This is a genomic window from Pseudomonas sp. FSL R10-0056 (genome assembly GCF_009600105.1).
Taxonomy (GTDB): Bacteria; Pseudomonadota; Gammaproteobacteria; order Pseudomonadales; family Pseudomonadaceae; genus Aquipseudomonas; species Aquipseudomonas bubulae.
The window spans coordinates 12893-33822 of record NZ_WIWL01000196.1 but is presented as its reverse complement, the minus strand read 5'-3'; the positions used below and the strand labels follow the sequence as shown (position 1 = coordinate 33822).

The window sequence follows — 20930 nt, the reverse complement described above, 5'->3', positions numbered from 1 at the left end:
TCGCTGGTTGCTCATGGCACCTCCTAATGGGCCTCATTTTAAGGCTTGGAGGTGTCTACGAAACTAGGGGCGATTCATCCAGCATTTGCATCCTGGATGACCTGGATCCCCAATGACGAGGATCCCCAACGAATTCTTCCTGAGTCAGTCAGGCCTGCTCTTTACGTTTGCTGCGCAGACGCGCCACACGTGCCTTAGCGATGATCGATGAGTAGGCCACACATAGATAAATCCCATTGGGGAATTCAGAAAGGTCTAACAAGTGCTGGCCTATGACCGTTGGATCAAATGTCTTGATCGCCTCATTGGTCAGTGCATCCAGGTCGGGCGGGGCGATGCTGTCTTGTGTCTGGCCACCGTAGTGGTGACTGCCAGGCTCAAGAGATCCCGTCTCGCGCGGAGCGACGTAGTCAGCATGCGCCGTGGGTAGTATCGGTTGTACAGGCTGTACCGACTCTAAAGGAGGGGCACTCACCTCGGGCAATACATTATGGCGTTGAATAGGCGCTTCAACGGCTGGTTGTTTCTCACTGACCGTAGTGGGCTCATCAAACATATCGACCGTATTACTCACCGGGGGCGATGCCTTCCGAGTTTCGATTACGGCATCTTCGTTACCTAATAGTGCAGGGCGACAGCGAATGAGCAATGTCTGACCCCAATCACCCGTAAACCATTGCCACACTGCCGACTTTTGTTTGCCGGAGAAGATTCGGCCAGACGGTTTAACCTTACCCAAGCCCAAGAGTTCGAGGCCTGCTGGAGTGGCTTCCAACGAATCAATCACAGCCCTAGGGGCTTGCCAATAGAGCATGTCTGGGTAGGTAAAGCTCTCAGCACGTCCACCTTGACTGATAGCGTACAGGCGCTTTGCTTCTTGGCGCAGGTAAGTTTCATCTTGGATTTCACCCAAGCATCTGACATCTGGGTGTGCAGCGCCTATCAATGCACCCGCCATGGTCGCGATCGTATCAGTATCGCTGTTAAGCAAATTGACTACCTGCTCAATGATCTCCTGGGAGCCTACTCGCTGGCCCAGAAGTGCTGCGACGTTTGCGAACAGGGCACATTTGAGTCCTGAGCCTCTTTCTTCGGCGCTCAGTCCCTTGTCGCTGGTGACTATCTCAACATAGAGCTCAGCAGGTGATGCCGATTTGTTGGCCAGGCAATTAACCGCGTTACCAACAGAAGCTTCCCATTCAGCCGCAACCTGATCCACAGCAATTTGAAGCGACGTGTTACTAGCCTTTTCCCACGTAGGCGCCCAGAACGTTGCGAGCTCCGAGTCGCTTCTGATCAGAGAAGGGATACTCCGGATATCGGATGTAAATTGGAACCACTCTGTTTCATTGGGCACACGCCCGTGTTGGAATACGTGGGCTAGAGAAACTGCATGCACAACAGCCCCCGCGATACCCCGCATGTGTCCATGAGTACAAATGGCGTTACGGATGACATCAACCAGATACGAAGGCTTGTTTGTAACGTCTGCAGCGGCCCATACGTGAGGTTGGACGCGCATCGCTGCACCGTTGCCGCCGCCATTCACATACCCGTTGAAGAAGTTGCTGAACCAGTTCGTGCTCCGATTGCAGAGTGAGCTCGCTGCTGACTTGCTTCCTCGTCCGGCTCCCAGCGCATAGACCTGCCAAATAGGCAGTTCTATTTTGGCAAATGCCTCTACATCAAAATATCCTTGACCTGAGATCGCGCGACTGGTCGAAAGACGCAGTTGAGTATCGTCTGAATAGCTTCCTGCAGGAAGGACGACCTGAGCGCCGAATCTTCCGCCGATAATCCTCTGCCATTGCTCCGTTCTGGTTGAGCGTGGCTGACCGAGTCGTTCGCTGACAAGGTTTTCGGAAGCGAGCTCCGTCGGGAATCCCATGGCGTCGCCGTAGGCTGCCCATAGCGCCGATGAAATTGTGCGTTGCAGCCTATTTTCTGACATTGCTCTACTCACCTGATCCTTTCAAACAGCTCTGGCCTAACCACTACGTTGACAGGGGAATGCCCCGTTGCAGCCATCTGACCCGCTAGCTCGTCACTGTCATTGTCGCAACGCACGTAGATACGTTGCAAATGGTCTGTCGACAGTTCTTGGGGATACAGGATCTCGGCTTGGTTGCAGGTCGGGAGATTACTCGGATGATTGGCGGAACGATGTGAGTAATTTGCTAGGTACTGATGAATTGGGGTCTGGAATATGGCTTCCAACCCTTCAGGGCCCTTTGCACGCTCGACGTTGGTATAGATGTTGTTCGTCGTCGTGAACCAGACATCATCGTGAAGCAGTATTTCAGGCGTGAAATCCAGAATGCACCAGAAAAAATCCTTCTCCTTATGCCAGCTACCGGAGCACGTTCTGAAGAACGCGGTATTGATTTGGCTGACGGAAAGGTTGGCATAATCCAGCCAGGCCCGATCCTTGTCTCGGTAGCGCGCATTAGGTTGGAAGATGTGCTTGAGCTGTTGATCTGCGTTAAGGCGCTGGCGAGATTTGAGCGCCCTTGATGCAAAGAGCCCAAGGGAGCCGCGATTGGTGGTGAAGTGGAGGATGGACTCGATGCCTCGCTCCGCAATCAGCTGCTGAATAGTCATACGTCCCGGCCTTCATACAGATCATCATCTACGAAATGCATAATGTCCGGCGCATCGGATGGCTTGAATCCAATCAGGACGCTTTCCCTGGCCCTTCCCACGCCCATTGCGACCAGGCGGCGCAGCCGCGCTGATGGTTCGTGTTCTGCCACATCGATTTGATCCTCATCATCAGGCATGTCTACCTGAAGAACAGAACCGTCCAGGCCTATCATGATGACGTGATCGAACTCCAAGCCCTTACTGGAGTGCAGCGTACACAATGCGATGTTCTCAGGCCCCTCTGGCCATACAGGAGAGCCGGTCAGATTGACGAAGGGCAGACCCGCACGATTCAGAGCGGGTATCAGATCCCGAAACCAGCCTTTGTAGTGCAAAAACGCTACAGATTGTTGGGTGAGATCAATGTCGCGAAGGAACTCTATCGCTCCGCGTACCTGATTCGGGTACGAGCCTCTCAAGACGATCGGTTTCGGCCCATCAGCCCTTGCGGTAGCGTAATTTGGCATCGTCCCGTTATCGTCGATCAGGAGCCCTGTGAGCATGGCACTCGCGAACCGAGCAATCTGACGGGTGTTCCGGTAGTTGGTCTGCAGGGTATGGCTCTTTTCCGGGCGCAGACTTACCCCGACCTCAACCCACGTGAAGTTGCGTGAATAGATGCGTTGAGCACTATCGAGTACGAAGGTCACTGAGGCGTCCGCCGAGCGCTGATTGAGCACCGCTCGTACCTCATTTGCCGAGAAATCCTGGGTCTCGTCCACCACGATTACGTCGTATTGCTCAAGCTGAGTGTTGCTTAGGTCGCACGCCAGATCCCCCCAATCTACCCGTTCATGCTCTGCTTTGAATCCAAGATAGGGTCGGATGACGAGCTCAAGGAGCTGCTGCCTGGCCGGACGTTCCATCCGAGGCGTCACGCCTCGTCCATCTCGGCGTGCAGACAAGTAGTCGTCCAATTCATCAATGTGGAAACGACCAAGAACGTACTGAGCTTCCTCAACAACGAATTCAGACTCAAGCCCTGCGGCAGCGGCGAGTCGGCGGAGATGGGCTGATGCAACTTCCAGATCGAGAATGTTCCGGGCGCCGGTCAAACGCTGGGCCCATTTGTTGAAGGTGGCTATTTCCAGCGAAATGAGAGGCTCTTGACCCAGTTGCCGCTCGGTGAGTTCGTTTATGTAGCCACGAAGCGTTCTGTTGAACGTCAGTACCAAGACTTTCACAGGTCGGGGTTCAGCCTGCCGCCGCGCGCGATTTAAATAGAACGCCACGCTGGTGCGCAGCTTGAGGAGGGCTGTAGTCGTCTTCCCACTTCCTGCGGCTCCTCGAATCACATCAACGCCAGATGTGACTCGGGAAAACAGCGCAAGCTGCTCAGCCGTGGGTATAACGTCGATCAGCGCCTTCATCTGTCTATTCCATCCGTGGGGAAGCTCGAATCCTATCAGGTAATAGTGGCGTTACAATGGCGCATATCAATATTTTGTAAAATCGAAGGATTCGATCAGTTTGTAGCGTCCGAATCGCCGCCAGATGTCAAATGTGGATTTGTGCTACGAAATGTAGCCATGGATGTAGATGGCGATTGAGGCTGAGGCGACGGCAGTGCTGAGTAGGCCTTAGAAGGCTCGCACACCATCGCCAAACGTGCCACCTGGGCCAGGCTCAAGCAGGCAGTCAGGTGAGCATCTATTTCACGAGGAGCGCGACATTGTAGCCGCGTCAATTCCTCGGTGATGCATAGCCCGGCTCGTCACTGCCGTTGTTCTCGGAAATTCGCCAGTTGGTCTCAAGTGGGATGACCGGACTATGTTGATACCTCCCGAAGGGCGATTGTTCGTCGTGAGGAGGGAGCCGAAACCAATGCTCCCTCTCGAGCAGCTCTGGAAAGCGTTTGAAGACGGTCAGGTGATGCAAGGGGATGGTTTGAATGTAGGCATGGAGATTACCTAGATCGATGAACACCCTAGGATTGTCGGATGCCTGAAATTCCTCGCTGAGTACGCGCGAAAGATTCCACTCAATCGAGTGGATATCGATGTCCGGCCGAGCATCAGTCCATGACGATGCAAGCTTCTTGGCGTGGTGGTAGCTGTCATATCCAAGACCCTTGGCAAGAAGATTCAGTGCCTGCGTATGCATGATCGGCTTTACGCCAGGCCACGTTTTAAAAAGGAAGCGAGCGGCACTCTTCATGCCTGTTTTGCGTTCGAGATCAGCGGGGAAAATTGGAAGAATCATCGCAAGCTCCGGTCGATAGCGGTGTCGGCTGCCCGCGAATGACGACTGTTGATTGCGTGAGTATAAGGAGGGTGTATCGCCTGTGACGAAGTCTTTGCGTGCCGACCGCGCGATTCAGGTAATCGCTTAGCCGGATGCTACTGTTGCCTGGCTTGCGGGTCAATAAGGGAGCGAGCTGTTGCTGACGTATGCCTTGAGTCGCCGCACTCATTCCTGATTTTTCTGTGTTGTCCCGAGCGCATTCAACTCGATCCGTTGGCCACGACCAGACAGCGCAAAACTACGTGTAATAATGGCCTCAAATAAGCCCTAGAGGGCGCGATCGTCGTCCTCGAAAGCCTTTCAAAAGCTCGACAATGGGGGTTACGCATCTCCGAGTTGTGTCGCAGCATACCTAGCTTTTAGCTTCTCAAGATTTGCAGCTTTGCGATCCCCGGAGAGCGAGCTACTCGCATCTCAACGCTCCGGATTGGCGTTTAGTGCGGCGAGTTGTGGTCTTCAGATGGTTGGCGTTGGTGAAGGTCAAGCACAATTGCATGCTGAGGAACAAACGGAGTAGCTCATGCCGCACAAGCTATCCTCTATATGCTGATCATTCTCGGAGTTCCACCCCGGCACCTCAGAACAAGCACGACGTGGCTCACGCTTAGCCAGCATTTCCCTAGATATAAGGTGCAATTAATAAGGTGCAACGAGTTGCGTCTTAATGGATGCTGAAAATCCTTAATGTGATTTCACTTTGGATCTGCATGAGCGCCCGAACCTATTGGCGTTGACACCTGAGTCGGGTTGGGTCATCATTTTACTCGTTGAGGGAGGATAGGGTTGAACCTTAGATAAGAGTTCGAATCTCTACGCCTCCGCCATATTGCTACACCGCAGAGCCCGCCTTTTGGCGGGCTTTGTCGTTTCTGGGGGGTGGGGAAGGGCGCTGCACCGAGCTCGTCGTTTTCGCATAGCTTCAGACCGTGTCCGCATCTGGGGCAATTTTAGAGCCCGATCCAGCGTTTTTAACGGCTGTGTTTTAGTCGGAGGGAAAGTGCTTTTTAGCTGTGCACTTTTCGCCGATTTAACAGGTAGCGTTCACAATTTTCACAACCCGTATGTAAACAGTCCCCGTTACCAGCATACCCGTGTACCTCACCTGCTTTCGTTTTGCCTACGAAAGCAAAGTATTCAATATACTTGAGAGCCGTTATTGCCATGAACTCATGAAGGCGCCATTTCGTATTATGCGTACAAAAAAACTCGTCACTAAAATTTCGGTCTGAACATATGTTGTGACTTTATAAATTTGTATGAGTAGGGAGTTCGATGAATAATATAAAGTCTGGATTGATTCATAAGGAGTATGAATATGCCATTAGAGCTTGGTCCGATATCTGTTGTGGGGAGAATAATAGACTTCTCCATTCCTGGTACATCGAGAGAGTCTATGATGCCAGATTATATGCATGATATGCTCGGTCTATTGATAAGGGCGCTTGAGAATGTAACTCAATGGATTTTTGATAATGCATATAGATTTGATATGCAGCACAAAGATAATATTGCGGCCATAGATTTTGAGATTGACCAGGAAATCAAGGGTGCAGGTGGGCTAAATATGCCTATGGATGTATCCACGTCAAGCAAAATAATCACAAGAGAGAAAAATATCCTGGTAACACTATATATGGCTAAAGAGAATGAGGCTGATAGAAAGGTTAAGGCTTCTAAAGGTTCTGGGGACGGCAGTGATGTACAAGCTTCAAAAAGACCAAGTGCGGGGAGTTTTACTCAGGCCGGGAAGATGAGGGTCATAGTTAATACACCTAAACTTCTTGATTGGGCACAGAGGTATGAATTTGCCAGGTTGTCTGAGGTCTATTCAGAAACGGCCCGACGCTTGAAAGAAAAGCAGCAGAAATTGGCTCTCATAGAGGTGGCTAAAGCGACAAATCTGCGCGATGCGAAAGAGCAAGCCAGACATAAACAGTATCCTAGCGCTCCACCCGGCGTCTCTTTAGATGAGAACCTAGAATTTGCGAAAAGCCAAAAAGCATACTTTAGTATTAAGGGTAGAGGTTTTTTGCTCAGCTGGTTTTACACCCAAGTCAGAAACAAGGGCGAGTGGGATTACAAAAAAGGCCAGCCTCAGTATGAGAGCTTCGGCAATTTTAATTATGGTGCTGTTGGTACGGCAGCTGGGATTTCTGAAGCGGTACTTTTAAGAGCAGCTGGTGCTGCACAGTCCTTAGCTGGGACTTCTCAGGCAGAATTCGATAAATGGTGGTCAGAGGCTCCTTGCGGCGATGATCCTGTTGATCAAGTATGGATTAAAGCAGGAATAGATTATGCGAAGTCGAAGGGGTATTAAATGGATTTTTTGGAGTTTGTTTGCTGTTTGTCTTGTGCAGGCTTTGTACATATACATGTCTGCTCCAGGCAGGCCTGATCCTGTCAAGATTACTTCAGTTACAAATGTTGGCCATGGCGGGGCCATCTATGAGGTCTTATATGATTCTGGTGGCGCTACGGTGCCATTGGTCTATAGGTATTTCCTGATGAATCTTCAATCTGGCGATGAAGAAGCGCTTCAGAAAGCAAAGAAGACCGCCCCATTCCTTGTTACAAAAAGCTCTGCAGCTGTTCGCGAGGTTTTAGATGATCGGGTCAAACTAAAAGTTGATGGGGTTATTTATGGGTTTCACAATATTTCATTGTTTAAAGTTGATGGTGAGATCAATATCGTGAAATTCGATCTTGATTCAACTGCCCCATAGATTTTTAGTTGAAAAAAACACCGGCCTGGAAGAAAAATACTCCCACATAGCACGTGGCCTACAGGCCACGTGCTGTATTTCTCCATAGAGGTCTTGAAAGCAGCCGGCCTCGACAGGTATTAGCGCTCGATTTTTACCTCTGTGCCTCATTGTTTTAGCAACAGATCAGCCTGGATCAGCCTGATCTGTCGACCGAGACTAAAACCCCCAGTCCTCAGCGTTGATGACACGACAGAATGGCCCCGCCAGGGTTGCATTGTGATGAGCGATAATCTGCTGTGCCTTCAACGCATGGGTGTCACTGCAGGTATGGCCATCGGCAATCAGTACTGCGTCGAACCCAAGGTCTCGTGCCGCGCGGCAGGTGCTGTCGACACAATATTGGGTTTTCATGCCCGTGATGACCACACCCTCAACACCAAGAGCCTGTAGCTGGTCGGCCAGGTTTGTCCTGGCAAAGGCGTTGGGGCGGTTTTTCTCGAAAATCACTTCGCTGCCCTGTAGCACCAGTTCCGGTATCAGTTGGGTCAACGGGCTTCCCGGTTCAATCGGTGAACCGGTAGGGCCGACATGACGGGCGAGAAAGACCGGGGCACCTGCGCTCCGGGCTTTATCCAGCAACGTGTTCAATGTGTCCAACAGGGCCTCGCCAGCCCATGGCTTGTCCGGGCCATGCACCAATCCTACCTGCATATCAAGAATCAACAGTGCATACATGGGGCTTTTCCTTGCGTTTTGGCCAGTGACACAAGGGCAAAAGAAAAGGCCCTTACCATCACTGGCGGGCCTTTGAAGTTCGTGCGTTATGGACTCACGATACCTCTCACGACCCGCCTTCGGCGGTCGTGGTAGTCGTGGTCAAGGCAACTCGTAATTGATTCATGGAGCTGACAGTAGCTGCGTATCAGCGGGTTGGCAAGCAGGAGCAGGAAGCGTCATGACTTCGAGCTGGCCAGCCATATACCCATATGCTTCTTGGAAGCCGCGGCCAATCAAACTCAGACTAAAGGTCGTCCAGCGCAACCTACACGCGCTGTGGTGATACGAGATGTTGTTGGTGGGAGCCTCGTCTTCTTGGGCATGAGCACAAGGCAAAAGGGTAGTTTGCCGCGGTCATCGACGTACTGCGGTGTCTTGAGCTTGAGTTCCAGCACGCACAGTCTGTGCTTTAAATTAAATATTGAACGTAGCCCTGCTACTTTAACGAAACAGTCATAGAGATTCTGTACGCCGAGGTGCTGCGTGGGGGGTAATTAAAAGTATGGGGTCAGTCATGCAATATTTTGAGTTTATTATGGTTCTGTGGGGGCTCATAATGAATAGCGGGTAATTTGTTTTTCGGTAAAATTAATTAAGTGCGTGTGCTTTGCAGGCATTTCTTTAATTATCGGGGGGGCGGGATCATGAAGACGCTGGGGGTTTTGCTATGGGTTTTTGTGACAGTTATATTAAAGGCTCCTTATTCATGGGCCGAGCCACCAGGTACGGTATGGCGAATGGATACCCGGCCGGAACAGCTGATATTTCACGCTGGTTTCCAGGCCTGGGGTAGTAACTTTAATGTTCATGACCATGTGACCGGCGAGTCATGCGTCAACAGGCAACAGGGGCAGCGAGATTCAGGCTTTGTCTCAACCGCGGCAAACTTTCAGTTCATTCGCACTGCCGCAGCTGCCAGGGCTTTTGCCCAACCCGGTCAGCGTATTTATCTTTATCGCGTCAGGCCGGACAGCAACTTCTTCAATGCCGAGGCCTCATTGCGGACATTGCATGACAACAACCCGCAAGTCCCGATCACCCCCTTGAACTACCATCCCTCACGGGCAGCCAATGAATATATAACGCCGACCCTCATTCCTACTCAAAATATCAGGGATGTGGAGTCCTATATTGTTGTCGACGGTGAGTTGCAAGTTTCAACTGCTCAGGTTAACCCCCGTTATGTGGCCGATAATACCCGAGCCACGAACAGGCCCTATTTCAACGGTGAAGCCCCACGAGAAAGAAGGCCTACCTGGTTGGGCATGATCCCGATGGTCGGGGCGTGCCTGGCTGCGTCGCGTTCGGATCTGAAGCAAGATATTCCAGCAATAATGTTTACCCTGGAGTCTGTTTATAACAGCAGTACCTCCATTATTAACCATGATGAGCTATAAACGTTGAGGAGTATGAGCATGCGTCTTGCAGCCTTGTTGTTGGTGTTGAGTGTCAATGCTTTTGCCGAAGAGCCTGGCTTGATGGGTGTGAGTCGGGATATAAAGTGCGCGCAGGGCACGGTGAAGCAAATACATATAGGGGCAGGTAACTACGACAGCGGCAATGGGATCAGCGTAATGTTAACTTCGACCGGAACGCGCTGGTGGGCAGTTCATGGGGAGCGCAATCTGAATGATCCCACAGGTTATGCACTGCTTAATATGCTGTCCCTGTCGAAGCTGACAGGCCAGCAAGTGTCTCTTCTTGATGAGTCCGGCGGCGGATGTAATTACTTTACGGGTGTGGTCTTGACAAATATGTATTAAGTTTCGAGGGGTCACTATTCAAGTGGAGGCGGCACACTTGCAGAATAAAGGTGTTGATTGTCTGCACTTTGCCGCGCCCGCTGTTAATTGTGTCCTGTACGATTTGCGATACAGAACACTCAGCGCCATCGCTAAGCAGTGGCCTGTGCGGCGTCTGTTTAAAGTATGCAGGGGGATACAAGCGCTGGTATCGGCATGTTCAGGTCTAAGCGGTCATGAGGGTGCGCAGTCCGATGGTGGATTATTCAGAGGAATTCCTACGCTTGAAAGTGCACGAATGAAACAGTTCGAGGGGTTTATTTATTACAAGTCACCCGCCTCGCCGGCGGTGTGATTTAGGGTGTCCATAGAGCCCGACTTGACCGAGCGCATGCTCAACCAATGATCAGCCTGATCGCGCTGAAAGCCTGTGGCAAGGAAGCATCAGGTACGAAATAAAATAAGGGGCCGAAAGCCGGGTGCGCCAACTTCCCGCCCACTCAAGGCTCCTGCGCTGTACATACAGCGAAATGAGCCTGGCCGCTGTCTTTTCGGGGCTGGAGGTGTCCAGGGCGCTGAGGCGACTCTATCGCCCTTGATTTCGAAGTTCTGCAGGCGTGTATGCCGTCCGTTTTCCAATAATTCAGGTTTCCGCTATCTGATGTTCGGCAACGACGTTAATCTCGGTGGGTGCCGGTTTCGTTTAGGCGCTTATTTATGTCTGCAACTTCAAGGGTCTCCATGGATAGAATCGCCTTCAAACCGCTCCTTCTCGTCGCCGGCCTCCTGGCGTTCATGCCAATGGCCCACGCCGCCAGCACGCTGGTTTACTGCTCCGAAGCCAGCCCCGCCGGCTTTGACCCCAGCCAGTACACCAGCGGTACCGATTTTGATGCCTCCGCCGAAACCGTATTCAACCGCCTGATCCAGTTCAAACGGGGTAGTACTGAAGTCGAACCTGGCCTGGCCACCCGCTGGGATGTCTCCAATGACGGCCTGACCTACACCTTCCACCTGCGCGATGGCGTCAAGTTCCATACCACCGATTTCTTCACCCCGACCCGGAATTTCAACGCGGATGACGTGTTGTTTACTTTCGATCGCCTGCTGGATGCCCAGAGTCCGTTCCGCAAGGCTTACCCGTCCGAATCGCCCTATTTCACCGATATGGGCTTGAACACCACGATCAAGAGCGTCGACAAGCTCGACGACCGCACCGTGCGTTTCAACCTCAATAACGTTGATGCCGCCTTTGTGCAAAACCTGGCCATGAGCTTCGCCTCGGTGCAGTCCGCCGAATACGGAGCCCAACTGCTCAAGCAGGGCAAGGCTGAAGAGATCAATCAGAAACCGGTGGGCACCGGGCCGTTTGTGTTCAAGCGTTACCAGAAGGACTCGCAGATTCGTTACGTCGGCAACAAACAGTACTGGAAGCCCGAGGATGTGAAACTCGACAATCTGGTTTTTGCCATCACCCCTGACGCGGCGTCGCGCCTGCAGAAACTCAAAGCCGGGGAGTGCCAGGTCAGCGGTTACCCGCGACCGGCGGATATCGAAGTGATGAAGCAGGATCCCAACTTGCGAGTGCTGCAGCAAGCCGGGTTCAACCTGGGGTTTCTGGCTTACAACGTGACACATCCGCCGCTGGACCAACTCAAGGTGCGTCAGGCCCTGGACATGGCCATCGACAAGCCGGCAATCATCAAGGCCGTGTACCAGAGCGCAGGGCAATTGGCGCAGAACGCCTTGCCACCTGCGCAGTGGTCTTATGACCCGACAATCAAGGATGCCCCCTACGACCCGGTCAAGGCCCGGCAGCTTTTAAAAGAAGCAGGGGTTGCACCAGGGACCACTATCAACCTGTGGGCGATGACCGTTCAACGTGCCTCCAACCCGAACGCGCGTATGTCGGCACAAATCATCCAGCAGGATTGGGCCAAGGTCGGCATCAAGGCCAATATCGTTAGCTACGAGTGGGGCGAGTACATCAAGCGCGCCAAGAACGGCGAGCACGACGTGATGATTTACGGCTGGACGGGCGACAACGGCGACCCGGATAACTGGCTCGGCGTGCTCTACAGCTGCGCGGCGGTCAAGGGCAGCAACTACGCCAAATGGTGCAACCCAGACTATGACAAGCTGGTGCAGCAAGCCAAGCTCAGCAGCGACCGCGAACAACGCATCAAGTTGTATCAAGAGGCGCAGAAGATCCTCAAGGAGCAAGTTCCGATTACACCCATTGCGAACTCGACGGTTTTCCAGCCCCTGCGCAAGGAAGTGACTGATTTCAAAATCAGCCCCTTTGGGCTGACACCGTTCTACGGGGTGAGCCTGGATAAGTAACAGCAAGCCCCAACTGAGTGCACCAGAAGCCCGGGATGGTTTTTGGTGCGCTCGCGGCACCGAAATAACCTCGCTATAGACGTGAATAGGCCAAAGTCTTATGCAAGGTATGCACTGAAATAATGCGTTTGCTGCCGAATTTGAATATGCCGAACTTACAGGCGCTTCTTTAATAGAGGCCAAGGCGCATGTTGGTTTGCTATGCGTACAAAGTTTGCAAGGTTCTGTGGATAACCCCCGCCTTCAGGGTGACGAGCTGTCCCATCGAAACGTCATTATGGATGCGGCTGTTGTGTGTGAGCGGCTCTGGATGCAGTTTGGAACCTGGTTGAACCATGAGCGAAGCCTTTATTTATGTGCGTTGACTTTTAACCGGTTCGGGCAGTGGCAGAGTGCTCTGGATAGTGCTGGCAAGGCACTGGTCATTATCGAATCGAACGGGGTGGAGGAGGTGGACAGGGCATTCTTGCTGCTTCAAGTGTCTAAAGCTTGCCAAGGGCTGGGCAATAGGGGAAGCGCTGATGAGGCACTCCATGCTGCAGACCGGATTGCTCAGGGTTTCGATTCGCAACTGAGTCGTTGGTTTTTGGATGTGCGTTCCAAGTTAAAGGTCGCGGACTTTGTGCCTGCTGATTGAAACGGATTAAACATCAGGGGGGTCATCAATGAGAGTACGGATCCATTGTAATGTCTTCAGTGACCATGCAAAAAGAAGCAGTATATCCTCCCCCATGATTTACCTCATGTTAGCAATGCAAGATGCTGCCCGGTGTGATGCGCAGTCGCTGGATCAGGGTGCAGGGACAGAAAAGCTCTTGCCTTTCTCCACTACCCAGGTGGCAAGAACGGTAGCGCCCTGTGGGCCCGCTTTGCTGATGTGGGGTTCGTGCGCCAGGTGTTGAAAACTGTCACCGGCCTTTATTCGCTTTTCAGGCTGCCCATCCATTGTAATGATGACCTCGCCTTCAAGCACATAGGCGACTTCTGGTCCTGTATGTATGTGGCGAGCCTTGACTTCGTTCGGGGCGAGTACTGCTTTTTGCAAGCCCATTTGATAGTGGGTATCAGGCATGTCGATTCGTTGCAACACGTCAGACTTTGCGGGTGTTGGCATGTCTGCGATGGCAGCTCCCGCCCAGAGGACGGCACTCAACATAAATATGGCTGGGGGCGTGCCTTTCATTATTTGATTTCCGGTTTATGACGCTTGATTGGCTGTGCGAGTCAGACGTTTTTAGGTGTTCATGTTTTAAGTTTATCGCGTAAAAACAATAGATTTTTGGGCTCGCTAAGGTATGTAGTTTTTTTCTGTTACTTGTGTGGTTCATTTCTTTTCATATTTGTGCGAAATTTAATGTGTGTCATGTTTTTTTAGTGTGTCGTTATTATGTTGTTCGTTCATTCCATCATTTTCTTGTGGTCATTGGCTGTTCCCGGGGGCGTGCAAAAATGCGCAGAGGCCAGCACAGAAATAAGCTAAGTGACTGATTTATAAAAACAAGCATGTATCTAAATGTTTCTGATGGTTTTGCGGTCAATAATGCCGCTTGCGAGATAATTGATAGGGCAAAACCTCTCCGGCATGACGTTTTAGCTGAATTTTGTTGTGTATATGGTGAAATTACCTGCGCAACACTTCCTATACTGCCCGCGGTGTCTACGTACCTGTACAGTTCAGCCAATCACGATGAGTGATCGAACTGCTATGGCGATAGCCACCCTGCGTAAATGAGGTGGTGTCCGCGTCGTCTTGTTTCCTGCACCTAATAAGTCTAAGAATGAGAAAAAGTGTAATGAATAAACAGTCGATCCAGATTGCGCTTGCGTACATGTCCGTAGTTATCGGTGGTGGCTTTGCCTCCGGGCAGGAGGTGCTGCAGTTTTTCACCGGCTATGGGCTTATCGGTATCCTGGGCACCCTGGTAAGCGGTTTGATGTTTGCCTTCCTCGGTATGCAGATCGCCCGCATGAGTTCGAAGATGCAGGCCAACTCGCACAAGGAAGTACTCTACGCCCTGTTCGGCGCACGTCTGGGCTGGGTCGTCGATGTGGTGCTGTCATTCTTCCTCTATGGGGTTGGTGTGGTGATGCTGGCCGGTAGCGGTTCGATTTTTGCCCAGCAGTACGATCTGCCCCCATTGTTTGGCGGTGTATTGATGACCGTGCTGGTGATCGCCACGCTGTGCATGAACGTCAAGCGCATCATTGATCTGATCAGCGCAGTCATGCCTTTTCTGCTGGCGATGGTGCTAATCATCACGACCTACTCGATTTTCAGCTACAACGCTCCAATCGAGACCCTGGATGCTGTGGCGCGTGAAAACAACGAGACGGTCACTGGCAACTGGTTTGTCGGCGCCTTGCTCTACGCTTCGTTCAATATCGCGGTAGGTTTCCCGATGCTGGCAGTGATCGGTGGCATGACCAAACAACCCAAGGCGGCCGCTCTCGGCGGTGTGCTCGGCGGGCTTGGTTTGGGCGCCCTGATCCTGTTGTTGAACATCGGCCTGTTTGCCAACATCAACCAGCTGCAGGGTATTGAAATGCCGTCCCTGGCACTGGCCGGACGCATCTCGCCACTGCTCTCGGTGGTGATGTCCATCGCACTGGTGTGCATGGTCTACAGCACTGCGGTTGGGATGTTCTTTGCCTTCAGTGCACGCTTTGCCAAGCCGGAATCGGGCCGTTTCAAGTTGTTTAGTGCAGTGACCGTTTGTGTCGGCCTGGCTTTGAGCCTGGGTGGTTTCAGCAAGTTGGTGGGCACCGTGTATCCGCTGCTGGGCTACGTAGGCTTTGCGCTGATCCTCGCCATTTGCTTCAGCTGGCTGCGCAGCCGCTCGCTGGCCAAGGCGGAAAAAACCGCGCTGGACGCGGTCTCCTGACCCCGGCAGCCGCCGAACGCAAGTTCGGCGGCTTCCTTCCTAGCCCTGCTGTTCAAGTATCTGGTTGACGTCCCGGACCCTGGCGTAATCCATTGCCATGCTGGCAAGCGACAGTGCATGTACATCCTCGGCAGGCCACAGGCGTCCATTCAGGTCTATCTGATCGAATGTATAGCAGGCATCCGATCCCACAATCACATCGAACCCCAGGCAACCTGCTGAGCGAACCGTGCTCTCTACGGAATTATTGGTGATCACGCCGACGATGACCAACTGCTCAATCCCGCGCGTGCGCAACCAGCGTTCCAGGCCTGTGTTGGTAAATGCATCGGGTACGTTCTTTTCAACCACGTGCTCACTATCGAGCGGGGCCAGCCCCTCCTGAAACTCGCAGCCAGGCTGGCCGGGCCAGAATACCGAGGCAGGCGATCGGGATATATGCCGGACATGGACTACCGGACGCTGTACATGCCGCCAGGTTTCCAGCAGGCGCTGTACGTTGAGCTCGGTGTGCGGGTTGTTTCTGCGACCAAGCCCGGGAAGGCTTATCCCTTTTTGCATATCGATGATGATCAGTGCCGCATCGGATTTGATCAGGGGCATGGCCGTTCCTCTGGCTGGGGATAGGGAGCACCATGCTAAGTCTATTGCGCCGGGGTCACCAGATGGCTACAGGTCTTTATCCTGGCTCAGGGTTTGCGGTTCGCCGTGGCTGATCATCCATTTCAGCAAAGCCCTCACCGGCACTGTATGAGTGCTCTCGACCCACTGAACACCTTCATGGCTGTAATGCTCGATATAGCGGCTGAGTACCAGCGTGTCGCGATCGCTCGACAGGCGCAGGCTTGTTTCGCGACAGTGCAGGGCGGCGTTGGCACGCTTTACCAGTCGCTGTTCCAGGATCATGGCCGGGTTTTCGCAAGGCATGGGTACACGCGTTCTTGGCAGGAAAGAGGTCTGATCCTCGCATTCGCGGTTTGCCTGGATATGTCTGCTTTTTTGCCTGGCCGCAACTTTGTTACCAAGTTGAAATATATGACGCAGCGGGACGAATAGTTTTAGATGGAAGCCTTTACATACCTTAAGTGGAATGCGCCGGTGAGCAGCCTTTTGATCGTGGACGATGACCTGGAGGTCCTCGCGCTTCTGAAGAGGTTTTTTGTACAACACGGATATTCGGTGGAGGTGGCCACCGATGGCACGTCACTGTGGGCGGCGATGGCGCTGCAACCACCGGACCTGATCATTCTCGACTTGATGCTGCCTTGCGAAAACGGCCTGATGCTGTGTCAGCGTTTGCGTCAGCAATACCCCACGCCGGTCATCATGCTGACGGCCATGGGCGAGCTGAGTGATCGGGTCGTCGGTCTTGAAATGGGCGCCGATGATTATCTGAGCAAACCTTTTGATGCCCGGGAACTGTTGGCCAGGGTGCGTGCCGTGTTGCGCCGGGCAGGGCAGGGCCAGCCCTCGGTCGGGCAGGTGCCGCGGCCACTGATGAAGTTTGCGGGCTGGCAACTGGACCTGACCCGCCGCGAACTTCGTTCCCCGGATCAGGTGATGATTCCCTTGTCTGCCGGAGAGTTCGATTTGTTGTTGGTGTTTGTCGAACATCCCCAGCGCATTCTGACTCGCGAACTGTTGCTGGATCTGGCTCGTGGCGCTGGCCATGACGCGTTCGATCGCAGCATCGACGTACAGGTCAGCCGTTTGCGGCGCAAGCTGGAGTTCGACAGCAAAGGGGTCGAGATGATTCGCACCGTGCGCAATGTCGGTTACCTGTTCACGCCCGGGGTGACCTGTCAGTGACGGGCTGGATTTCAGGCTGGCGCCTGCGCTCACGCAACACCATCGCACGCTGGATTGCCTTGACCACCATTGTCGCGATGCTTACGGCGCTGGCATTCAATGCGCTGTTTACTCAGTTGGCGGGTGTTTGGGCTTACCCGCCGCTGAGTGAAATCGGGCTGCTGGAAAAGATTTCCCTGACGACCAAGCTGATCGAAGCTTCGCCGGCGCCACAGCGCCAACGTCTGGCTGCGGCAGCCACTGACAGCGCCCTGAGCATCAGTTGGCATGCCAGCCGTGCCGGCCTGGATTTGCCGCAGGTGGCCGAAGCCGCCGAGCGTACAGCCACGCCGCTGGCGCAGCGACTGTTCAATAGTCCAGAGCGACGCCTCGAAGCCTATCAGCCTGATGACTGGCCACAGCACAACGGGCATTACGCCCTGCTGGTGCAACTGGAGGATGGCTCATGGCTTATGTTCAGCATCGCATCGCGCAGCTGGGGCCTGGGCCAATGGCAGCGAAACCTGATTTTGATCCTGCTGGTGTTGTTGTCCACGGTGCTGGTCGCACTGATTGCCACGCGCCATCTGGCCAGGCCTTTGCAGCAGTTCGCCGAGGGCGCCCGGCGTTTCGGTGTCGATTTTCGCGCGCCACCCATTGAACCGGTTGGCCCCCGGGAGATCCGTCAGGCCATTCTTGCGTTCAACGCCATGCAGGCGCAGTTGCAGCATTTCATCAAAGACCGTACCCAGATGCTCGCGGCCATTTCCCATGACTTGCGCACCCCGCTGACACGCATGCGACTGCGCGGTGAGTTTATTGACGACCCGGACCAACAACAGCGTCTGTTTCGCGATGTAGACGAGATGCAGGCCATGATCAACTCCAGCCTGGAGTTCTTTCGCGACGATGCCCGGCTGGAGCAGGCCACGCAATTTGACCTGGCAGGGTTGTTGCAAACCCTGATTGATGACTACCGCGACCAGTCCATTGACATTGCCTTCAACGGTCCTGAGCACCTGGTGTATTTGGGCCGGCCGCTTGGCCTGAAACGGGTGATGACCAACCTGCTGGATAACGCTATCAAGTACGCAGGCGAGCCGGCCATCGAGCTGAGTCGGGACGATGAGCAGGTCACTGTTTTCGTTCTTGACCGGGGGCCGGGCATTCCTGTCCAAAGTCATGAGCAGGTGTTTGTGCCTTTTTATCGGCTTGAAGAATCGCGCAACAAAAGCACCGGCGGGGTGGGGCTCGGACTGTCGGCAGCCAGAGCGATTGTGCTGGAACACGGCGGTTCGCTAACCCTGAGCAACCGCACGGGTGGCGGGTTGGCGGTGAGGGTTGTGTTGCCGGTGCTCAAGGGGGCTGGGTGAATGATCTTCTGCAGAGAGTGCCGGGCAGCCCCGGCACTCTCAGCCTCTTGGCCCCTCAGACCGCAGCGACGGCTTGCGCCGCATTTTCGGGTGTCGCCACATCATGCAAGGAAATCCGTGAGGTCTCAGGCAATGCCAGGCCGCCAGCCAGGGCGAGCAGTGCAACTGCAATCAGATAAAACGCGGGCGACATATTGCTGCCGGTGGTGCTTATCAGCCATGTCGCCACCAGCGGTGCGGTGCCGCCAAAAAGGGTGTACGCCATGTTGTAGGTGATGGCCGAAGCGGTATAGCGAGTGCGGGTCGGAAACGTCTCCGAGAGCAAAGCTGCGGTCACCACGCCACACAACACCGCGCCAATTGCCAGCAGCATGACACCGACGATGGACGCTGCGAACCCGCCCGAGCTGGCCATCAGGAACGACGGATACACCGCGACCATCAGTAGAACGCACGCGGTCACCACGGTCGCCCGCCGCCCGACCCGGTCCGAATACAGCCCGGCCAGAGGGCAGATGGCGGCGGCGAAGAGCAGGGCGATCAGCGACACCAGCAAAGCGGTTGCCCGGCTCAAGCCGCCCGCGACCTGCAAGTAGGTCGCGAAGTAAGTGGTGAACATGTAGAAGGACAGTGCCGTCAGCGACACAAAGGCTCCCAGGCAGCAGATCGCTGCGCCATGGTTGCGCAAGGTGTCCTTGAGTGGGGAGTGGGCGACCGCATGCTCCTCCTTCACGGCCTGGAAGGCCGGGGTTTCATCCAGCTTCCAGCGCAAATAAAGCCCTACCAGGCCCAGTGGCGCAGCAATCAGGAACGGCAGGCGCCAGCCCCAACTGCCCATGCTTTCAGCGGATAACGAAGCCTCAAGGGCGTAGGCCACTACGGCCGCAGCGGCAAAAGCGGAAAATGTCGAAACCGGCACAAAGCTGCCATACCAGGCCCTTTTATCGCTGGGGGCGTGCTCCATCAAATAGGCACAGGCCCCGGCGTATTCACCGCCTGCAGAAAAGCCTTGGGCGCAACGAATCAGGGTGAGCAGGATCGGCGCCATAACCCCGATTGCAGCATAAGTGGGCAATATACCGATCAAGGTAGTGGCCCCGGCCATCAGCAAAATGGTCATGGCAAGGGTACGCTTGCGGCCTATCCTGTCCCCCAGCATGCCGAAAAAAATCCCGCCAAGGGGGCGAAAGGCAAAGGCCACCGCAAACACAGCAAAGGTCTTGAGCAATGCGGCACTGGCATCGCCACTGGGGAAAAACTGCTGAGCGATGGTGGTGGCCAGAAAACCGTAGACGGCGAAGTCGAACCATTCGACGAAATTACCGATGGCGGCGGCGACAATCACTTTTCTCAGCGTTTCAGGGCTGACCTGCTCTATGGATACGCTTGTCATGCTGCACCTCGACCTGTCCTCAGTAAGCAATGATTATCGAGGCAGCGGCTGAAACGATTCGCTCCAAAAGTGTCATCGGCATAGTCAGTACCGACTTCTCAGAGGTCAAGCACGGGGGCTACAGGCTACCGGGCGAACTTTTTGGCCCCGGCAACGCACAGGATCACCGCCGCTGTAACACCAAACATGCCCATGCTTACAGTCTCGTGCAGCAAGGTGGCAGCCAGTGCCAGGCCAAAAAATGGTTGCAGCAGCTGCAACTGCCCAACGGCGGCAATCCCGCCCTGGGCCAGCCCCCGGTACCAGAATACAAAGCCTATCAGCATGCTGAAGATCGAGATGTAAGCCAGGCCGAGCCAGGCAGGTACGCTAATGCCTTTGAACGAAGCGGGGGCCCACAACCATGCCAGCGGAGCCATCAATGGCAGTGACAGCACCAGTGCCCATGAAATGACCTGCCAGCCGCCCAGCGTACGCGACAACCTGGCCCCTTCGGCATAGCCAAGACCGCAGATCAATACAGCCAGAAGCATCAGGATGTCACCCTCGGGCGCTGCGCTCAGGCCCTGCGCCAGGGCATAGGCCACGACGCACGCGCTGCCCAGGATCGAGAACAGCCAGAACGCTGGCCGTGGCCTTTCACCCCCGCGCACCACGGCGAAAATGGCGGTAGACAGCGGCAGCAGGCCAAGGAAGACAATGGTGTGGGCCGATGTCACATGCTGCAAAGCCAGCGCGGTCAGCAGCGGAAACCCCACCACCACCCCGGTTGCCACCAGCAGCAGGGGCACCAGCTGGTTGCGCTGCGGCCGCCGGGCCTTGAACAACCCGAGCATGGCCAGGGCCAGTACCCCGGCAATACTGGCACGGGCCAGGGTGAGGAACACGGGATCGAACTCCAGCACCGCCACCTTGGTTGCGGGCAATGAGGCGCTGAAAATGACCACGCCGATAAAGCCGTTGATCCAGCCGCTGAGGTTTTTTTCGGTGGTGGGGTGTTGCAGGTGGGAAGTACGTTCCATCGAGTCTCAGGCTCCAGG

19 protein-coding genes are annotated in these 20930 nt (G+C 54.2%); 9 read left to right on the top strand and 10 right to left on the bottom strand.

Annotation, left to right across the window (positions count from 1 at the left end; genetic code table 11):
* Window positions 1–148 precede the first annotated feature (148 nt).
* The 4 genes from GHO42_RS17605 to GHO42_RS17590 form a co-directional block, all read right to left on the bottom strand.
* Complete coding sequence (locus tag GHO42_RS17605) at window positions 149–1951, bottom strand: ADP-ribosylglycohydrolase family protein (RefSeq protein ID WP_153328357.1); 1803 nt, start codon at window positions 1949–1951, stop codon at window positions 149–151.
* An 8-nt stretch (window positions 1952–1959) separates the two neighbouring features.
* On the bottom strand, window positions 1960–2601 hold the full coding sequence (locus tag GHO42_RS17600) for a DarT ssDNA thymidine ADP-ribosyltransferase family protein (RefSeq protein ID WP_153328359.1): 642 nt from the start codon (window positions 2599–2601) through the stop codon (window positions 1960–1962).
* Window positions 2598–4013 (bottom strand): AAA family ATPase, encoded by a 1416-nt coding sequence (locus GHO42_RS17595; RefSeq protein WP_153328361.1) that lies wholly within the window; start codon window positions 4011–4013, stop codon window positions 2598–2600. The genes GHO42_RS17600 and GHO42_RS17595 overlap by 4 nt, the downstream gene beginning before the upstream one ends.
* A 313-nt stretch (window positions 4014–4326) precedes the next feature.
* Window positions 4327–4845 (bottom strand): hypothetical protein, encoded by a 519-nt coding sequence (locus tag GHO42_RS17590; protein ID WP_153328363.1) that lies wholly within the window; start codon window positions 4843–4845, stop codon window positions 4327–4329.
* A gap of 1357 nt (window positions 4846–6202) precedes the next feature.
* On the opposite strand from GHO42_RS17590, the gene GHO42_RS26170 reads away from it, so the two are divergent.
* Together GHO42_RS26170 and GHO42_RS17580 are read left to right on the top strand one after the other, a co-directional pair.
* Complete coding sequence (locus GHO42_RS26170; protein ID WP_256670629.1) at window positions 6203–7204, top strand: polymorphic toxin type 44 domain-containing protein; 1002 nt, start codon at window positions 6203–6205, stop codon at window positions 7202–7204.
* 55 nt (window positions 7205–7259) lie between these two features.
* Window positions 7260–7610 (top strand): hypothetical protein, encoded by a 351-nt coding sequence (locus tag GHO42_RS17580; protein ID WP_153328365.1) that lies wholly within the window; start codon window positions 7260–7262, stop codon window positions 7608–7610.
* Between the two features lie 198 nt (window positions 7611–7808).
* Here the strand turns inward: GHO42_RS17580 and GHO42_RS17575 are convergent, their stop codons facing one another.
* Complete coding sequence (locus GHO42_RS17575) at window positions 7809–8327, bottom strand: cysteine hydrolase family protein (protein ID WP_095019519.1); 519 nt, start codon at window positions 8325–8327, stop codon at window positions 7809–7811.
* Between the two features lie 686 nt (window positions 8328–9013).
* Between GHO42_RS17575 and GHO42_RS17570 the strand changes: the two genes are divergently transcribed.
* The 4 genes from GHO42_RS17570 (at window position 9014) to GHO42_RS17555 (ending at window position 13091) form a co-directional block, all read left to right on the top strand.
* Window positions 9014–9766 (top strand): hypothetical protein, encoded by a 753-nt coding sequence (locus tag GHO42_RS17570; RefSeq protein ID WP_095002019.1) that lies wholly within the window; start codon window positions 9014–9016, stop codon window positions 9764–9766.
* An 18-nt stretch (window positions 9767–9784) separates the two neighbouring features.
* Window positions 9785–10132: a hypothetical protein gene (locus GHO42_RS17565; protein ID WP_095002018.1), complete on the top strand. Its 348-nt coding sequence runs from the start codon at window positions 9785–9787 to the stop codon at window positions 10130–10132.
* A 720-nt stretch (window positions 10133–10852) separates the two neighbouring features.
* On the top strand, window positions 10853–12454 hold the full coding sequence (locus GHO42_RS17560; protein WP_095002017.1) for an ABC transporter substrate-binding protein: 1602 nt from the start codon (window positions 10853–10855) through the stop codon (window positions 12452–12454).
* A 277-nt stretch (window positions 12455–12731) separates the two neighbouring features.
* Complete coding sequence (locus GHO42_RS17555; protein ID WP_095019516.1) at window positions 12732–13091, top strand: hypothetical protein; 360 nt, start codon at window positions 12732–12734, stop codon at window positions 13089–13091.
* A 153-nt stretch (window positions 13092–13244) separates the two neighbouring features.
* Here the strand turns inward: GHO42_RS17555 and GHO42_RS17550 are convergent, their stop codons facing one another.
* Window positions 13245–13637, bottom strand: coding sequence for a cupin domain-containing protein (locus GHO42_RS17550; RefSeq protein ID WP_095025816.1), 393 nt, complete (start codon window positions 13635–13637; stop codon window positions 13245–13247).
* Between the two features lie 610 nt (window positions 13638–14247).
* On the opposite strand from GHO42_RS17550, the gene GHO42_RS17545 reads away from it, so the two are divergent.
* A complete protein-coding gene (locus GHO42_RS17545; RefSeq protein ID WP_095002014.1) occupies window positions 14248–15336 on the top strand; it encodes a hypothetical protein in 1089 nt (362 codons plus the stop codon).
* 39 nt (window positions 15337–15375) lie between these two features.
* Here GHO42_RS17545 and GHO42_RS17540 read toward each other — a convergent pair whose 3' ends face one another.
* Entirely contained in the window at window positions 15376–15939 is a 564-nt protein-coding gene (locus tag GHO42_RS17540; protein WP_095002013.1) for a cysteine hydrolase family protein, read from the bottom strand.
* Between the two features lie 66 nt (window positions 15940–16005).
* Window positions 16006–16263 (bottom strand): hypothetical protein, encoded by a 258-nt coding sequence (locus GHO42_RS17535; RefSeq protein WP_095002012.1) that lies wholly within the window; start codon window positions 16261–16263, stop codon window positions 16006–16008.
* 171 nt (window positions 16264–16434) lie between these two features.
* Here GHO42_RS17535 and GHO42_RS17530 point away from each other — a divergent pair, with 171 nt between their 5' ends.
* Both GHO42_RS17530 and GHO42_RS17525 read left to right on the top strand, forming a co-directional pair.
* Window positions 16435–17145, top strand: a complete 711-nt coding sequence (locus tag GHO42_RS17530; protein ID WP_178126994.1) for a response regulator — start codon at window positions 16435–16437, stop codon at window positions 17143–17145.
* Window positions 17142–18497, top strand: a complete 1356-nt coding sequence (locus GHO42_RS17525) for a cell wall metabolism sensor histidine kinase WalK (RefSeq protein WP_178126995.1) — start codon at window positions 17142–17144, stop codon at window positions 18495–18497. The genes GHO42_RS17530 and GHO42_RS17525 overlap by 4 nt, the downstream gene beginning before the upstream one ends.
* 55 nt (window positions 18498–18552) lie before the next feature.
* Here the strand turns inward: GHO42_RS17525 and GHO42_RS17520 are convergent, their stop codons facing one another.
* Window positions 18553–19890 (bottom strand): MFS transporter, encoded by a 1338-nt coding sequence (locus GHO42_RS17520; RefSeq protein WP_095002010.1) that lies wholly within the window; start codon window positions 19888–19890, stop codon window positions 18553–18555.
* A 125-nt stretch (window positions 19891–20015) separates the two neighbouring features.
* Window positions 20016–20912: a DMT family transporter gene (locus tag GHO42_RS17515; protein ID WP_130872392.1), complete on the bottom strand. Its 897-nt coding sequence runs from the start codon at window positions 20910–20912 to the stop codon at window positions 20016–20018.
* Window positions 20913–20930 lie beyond the last annotated feature (18 nt).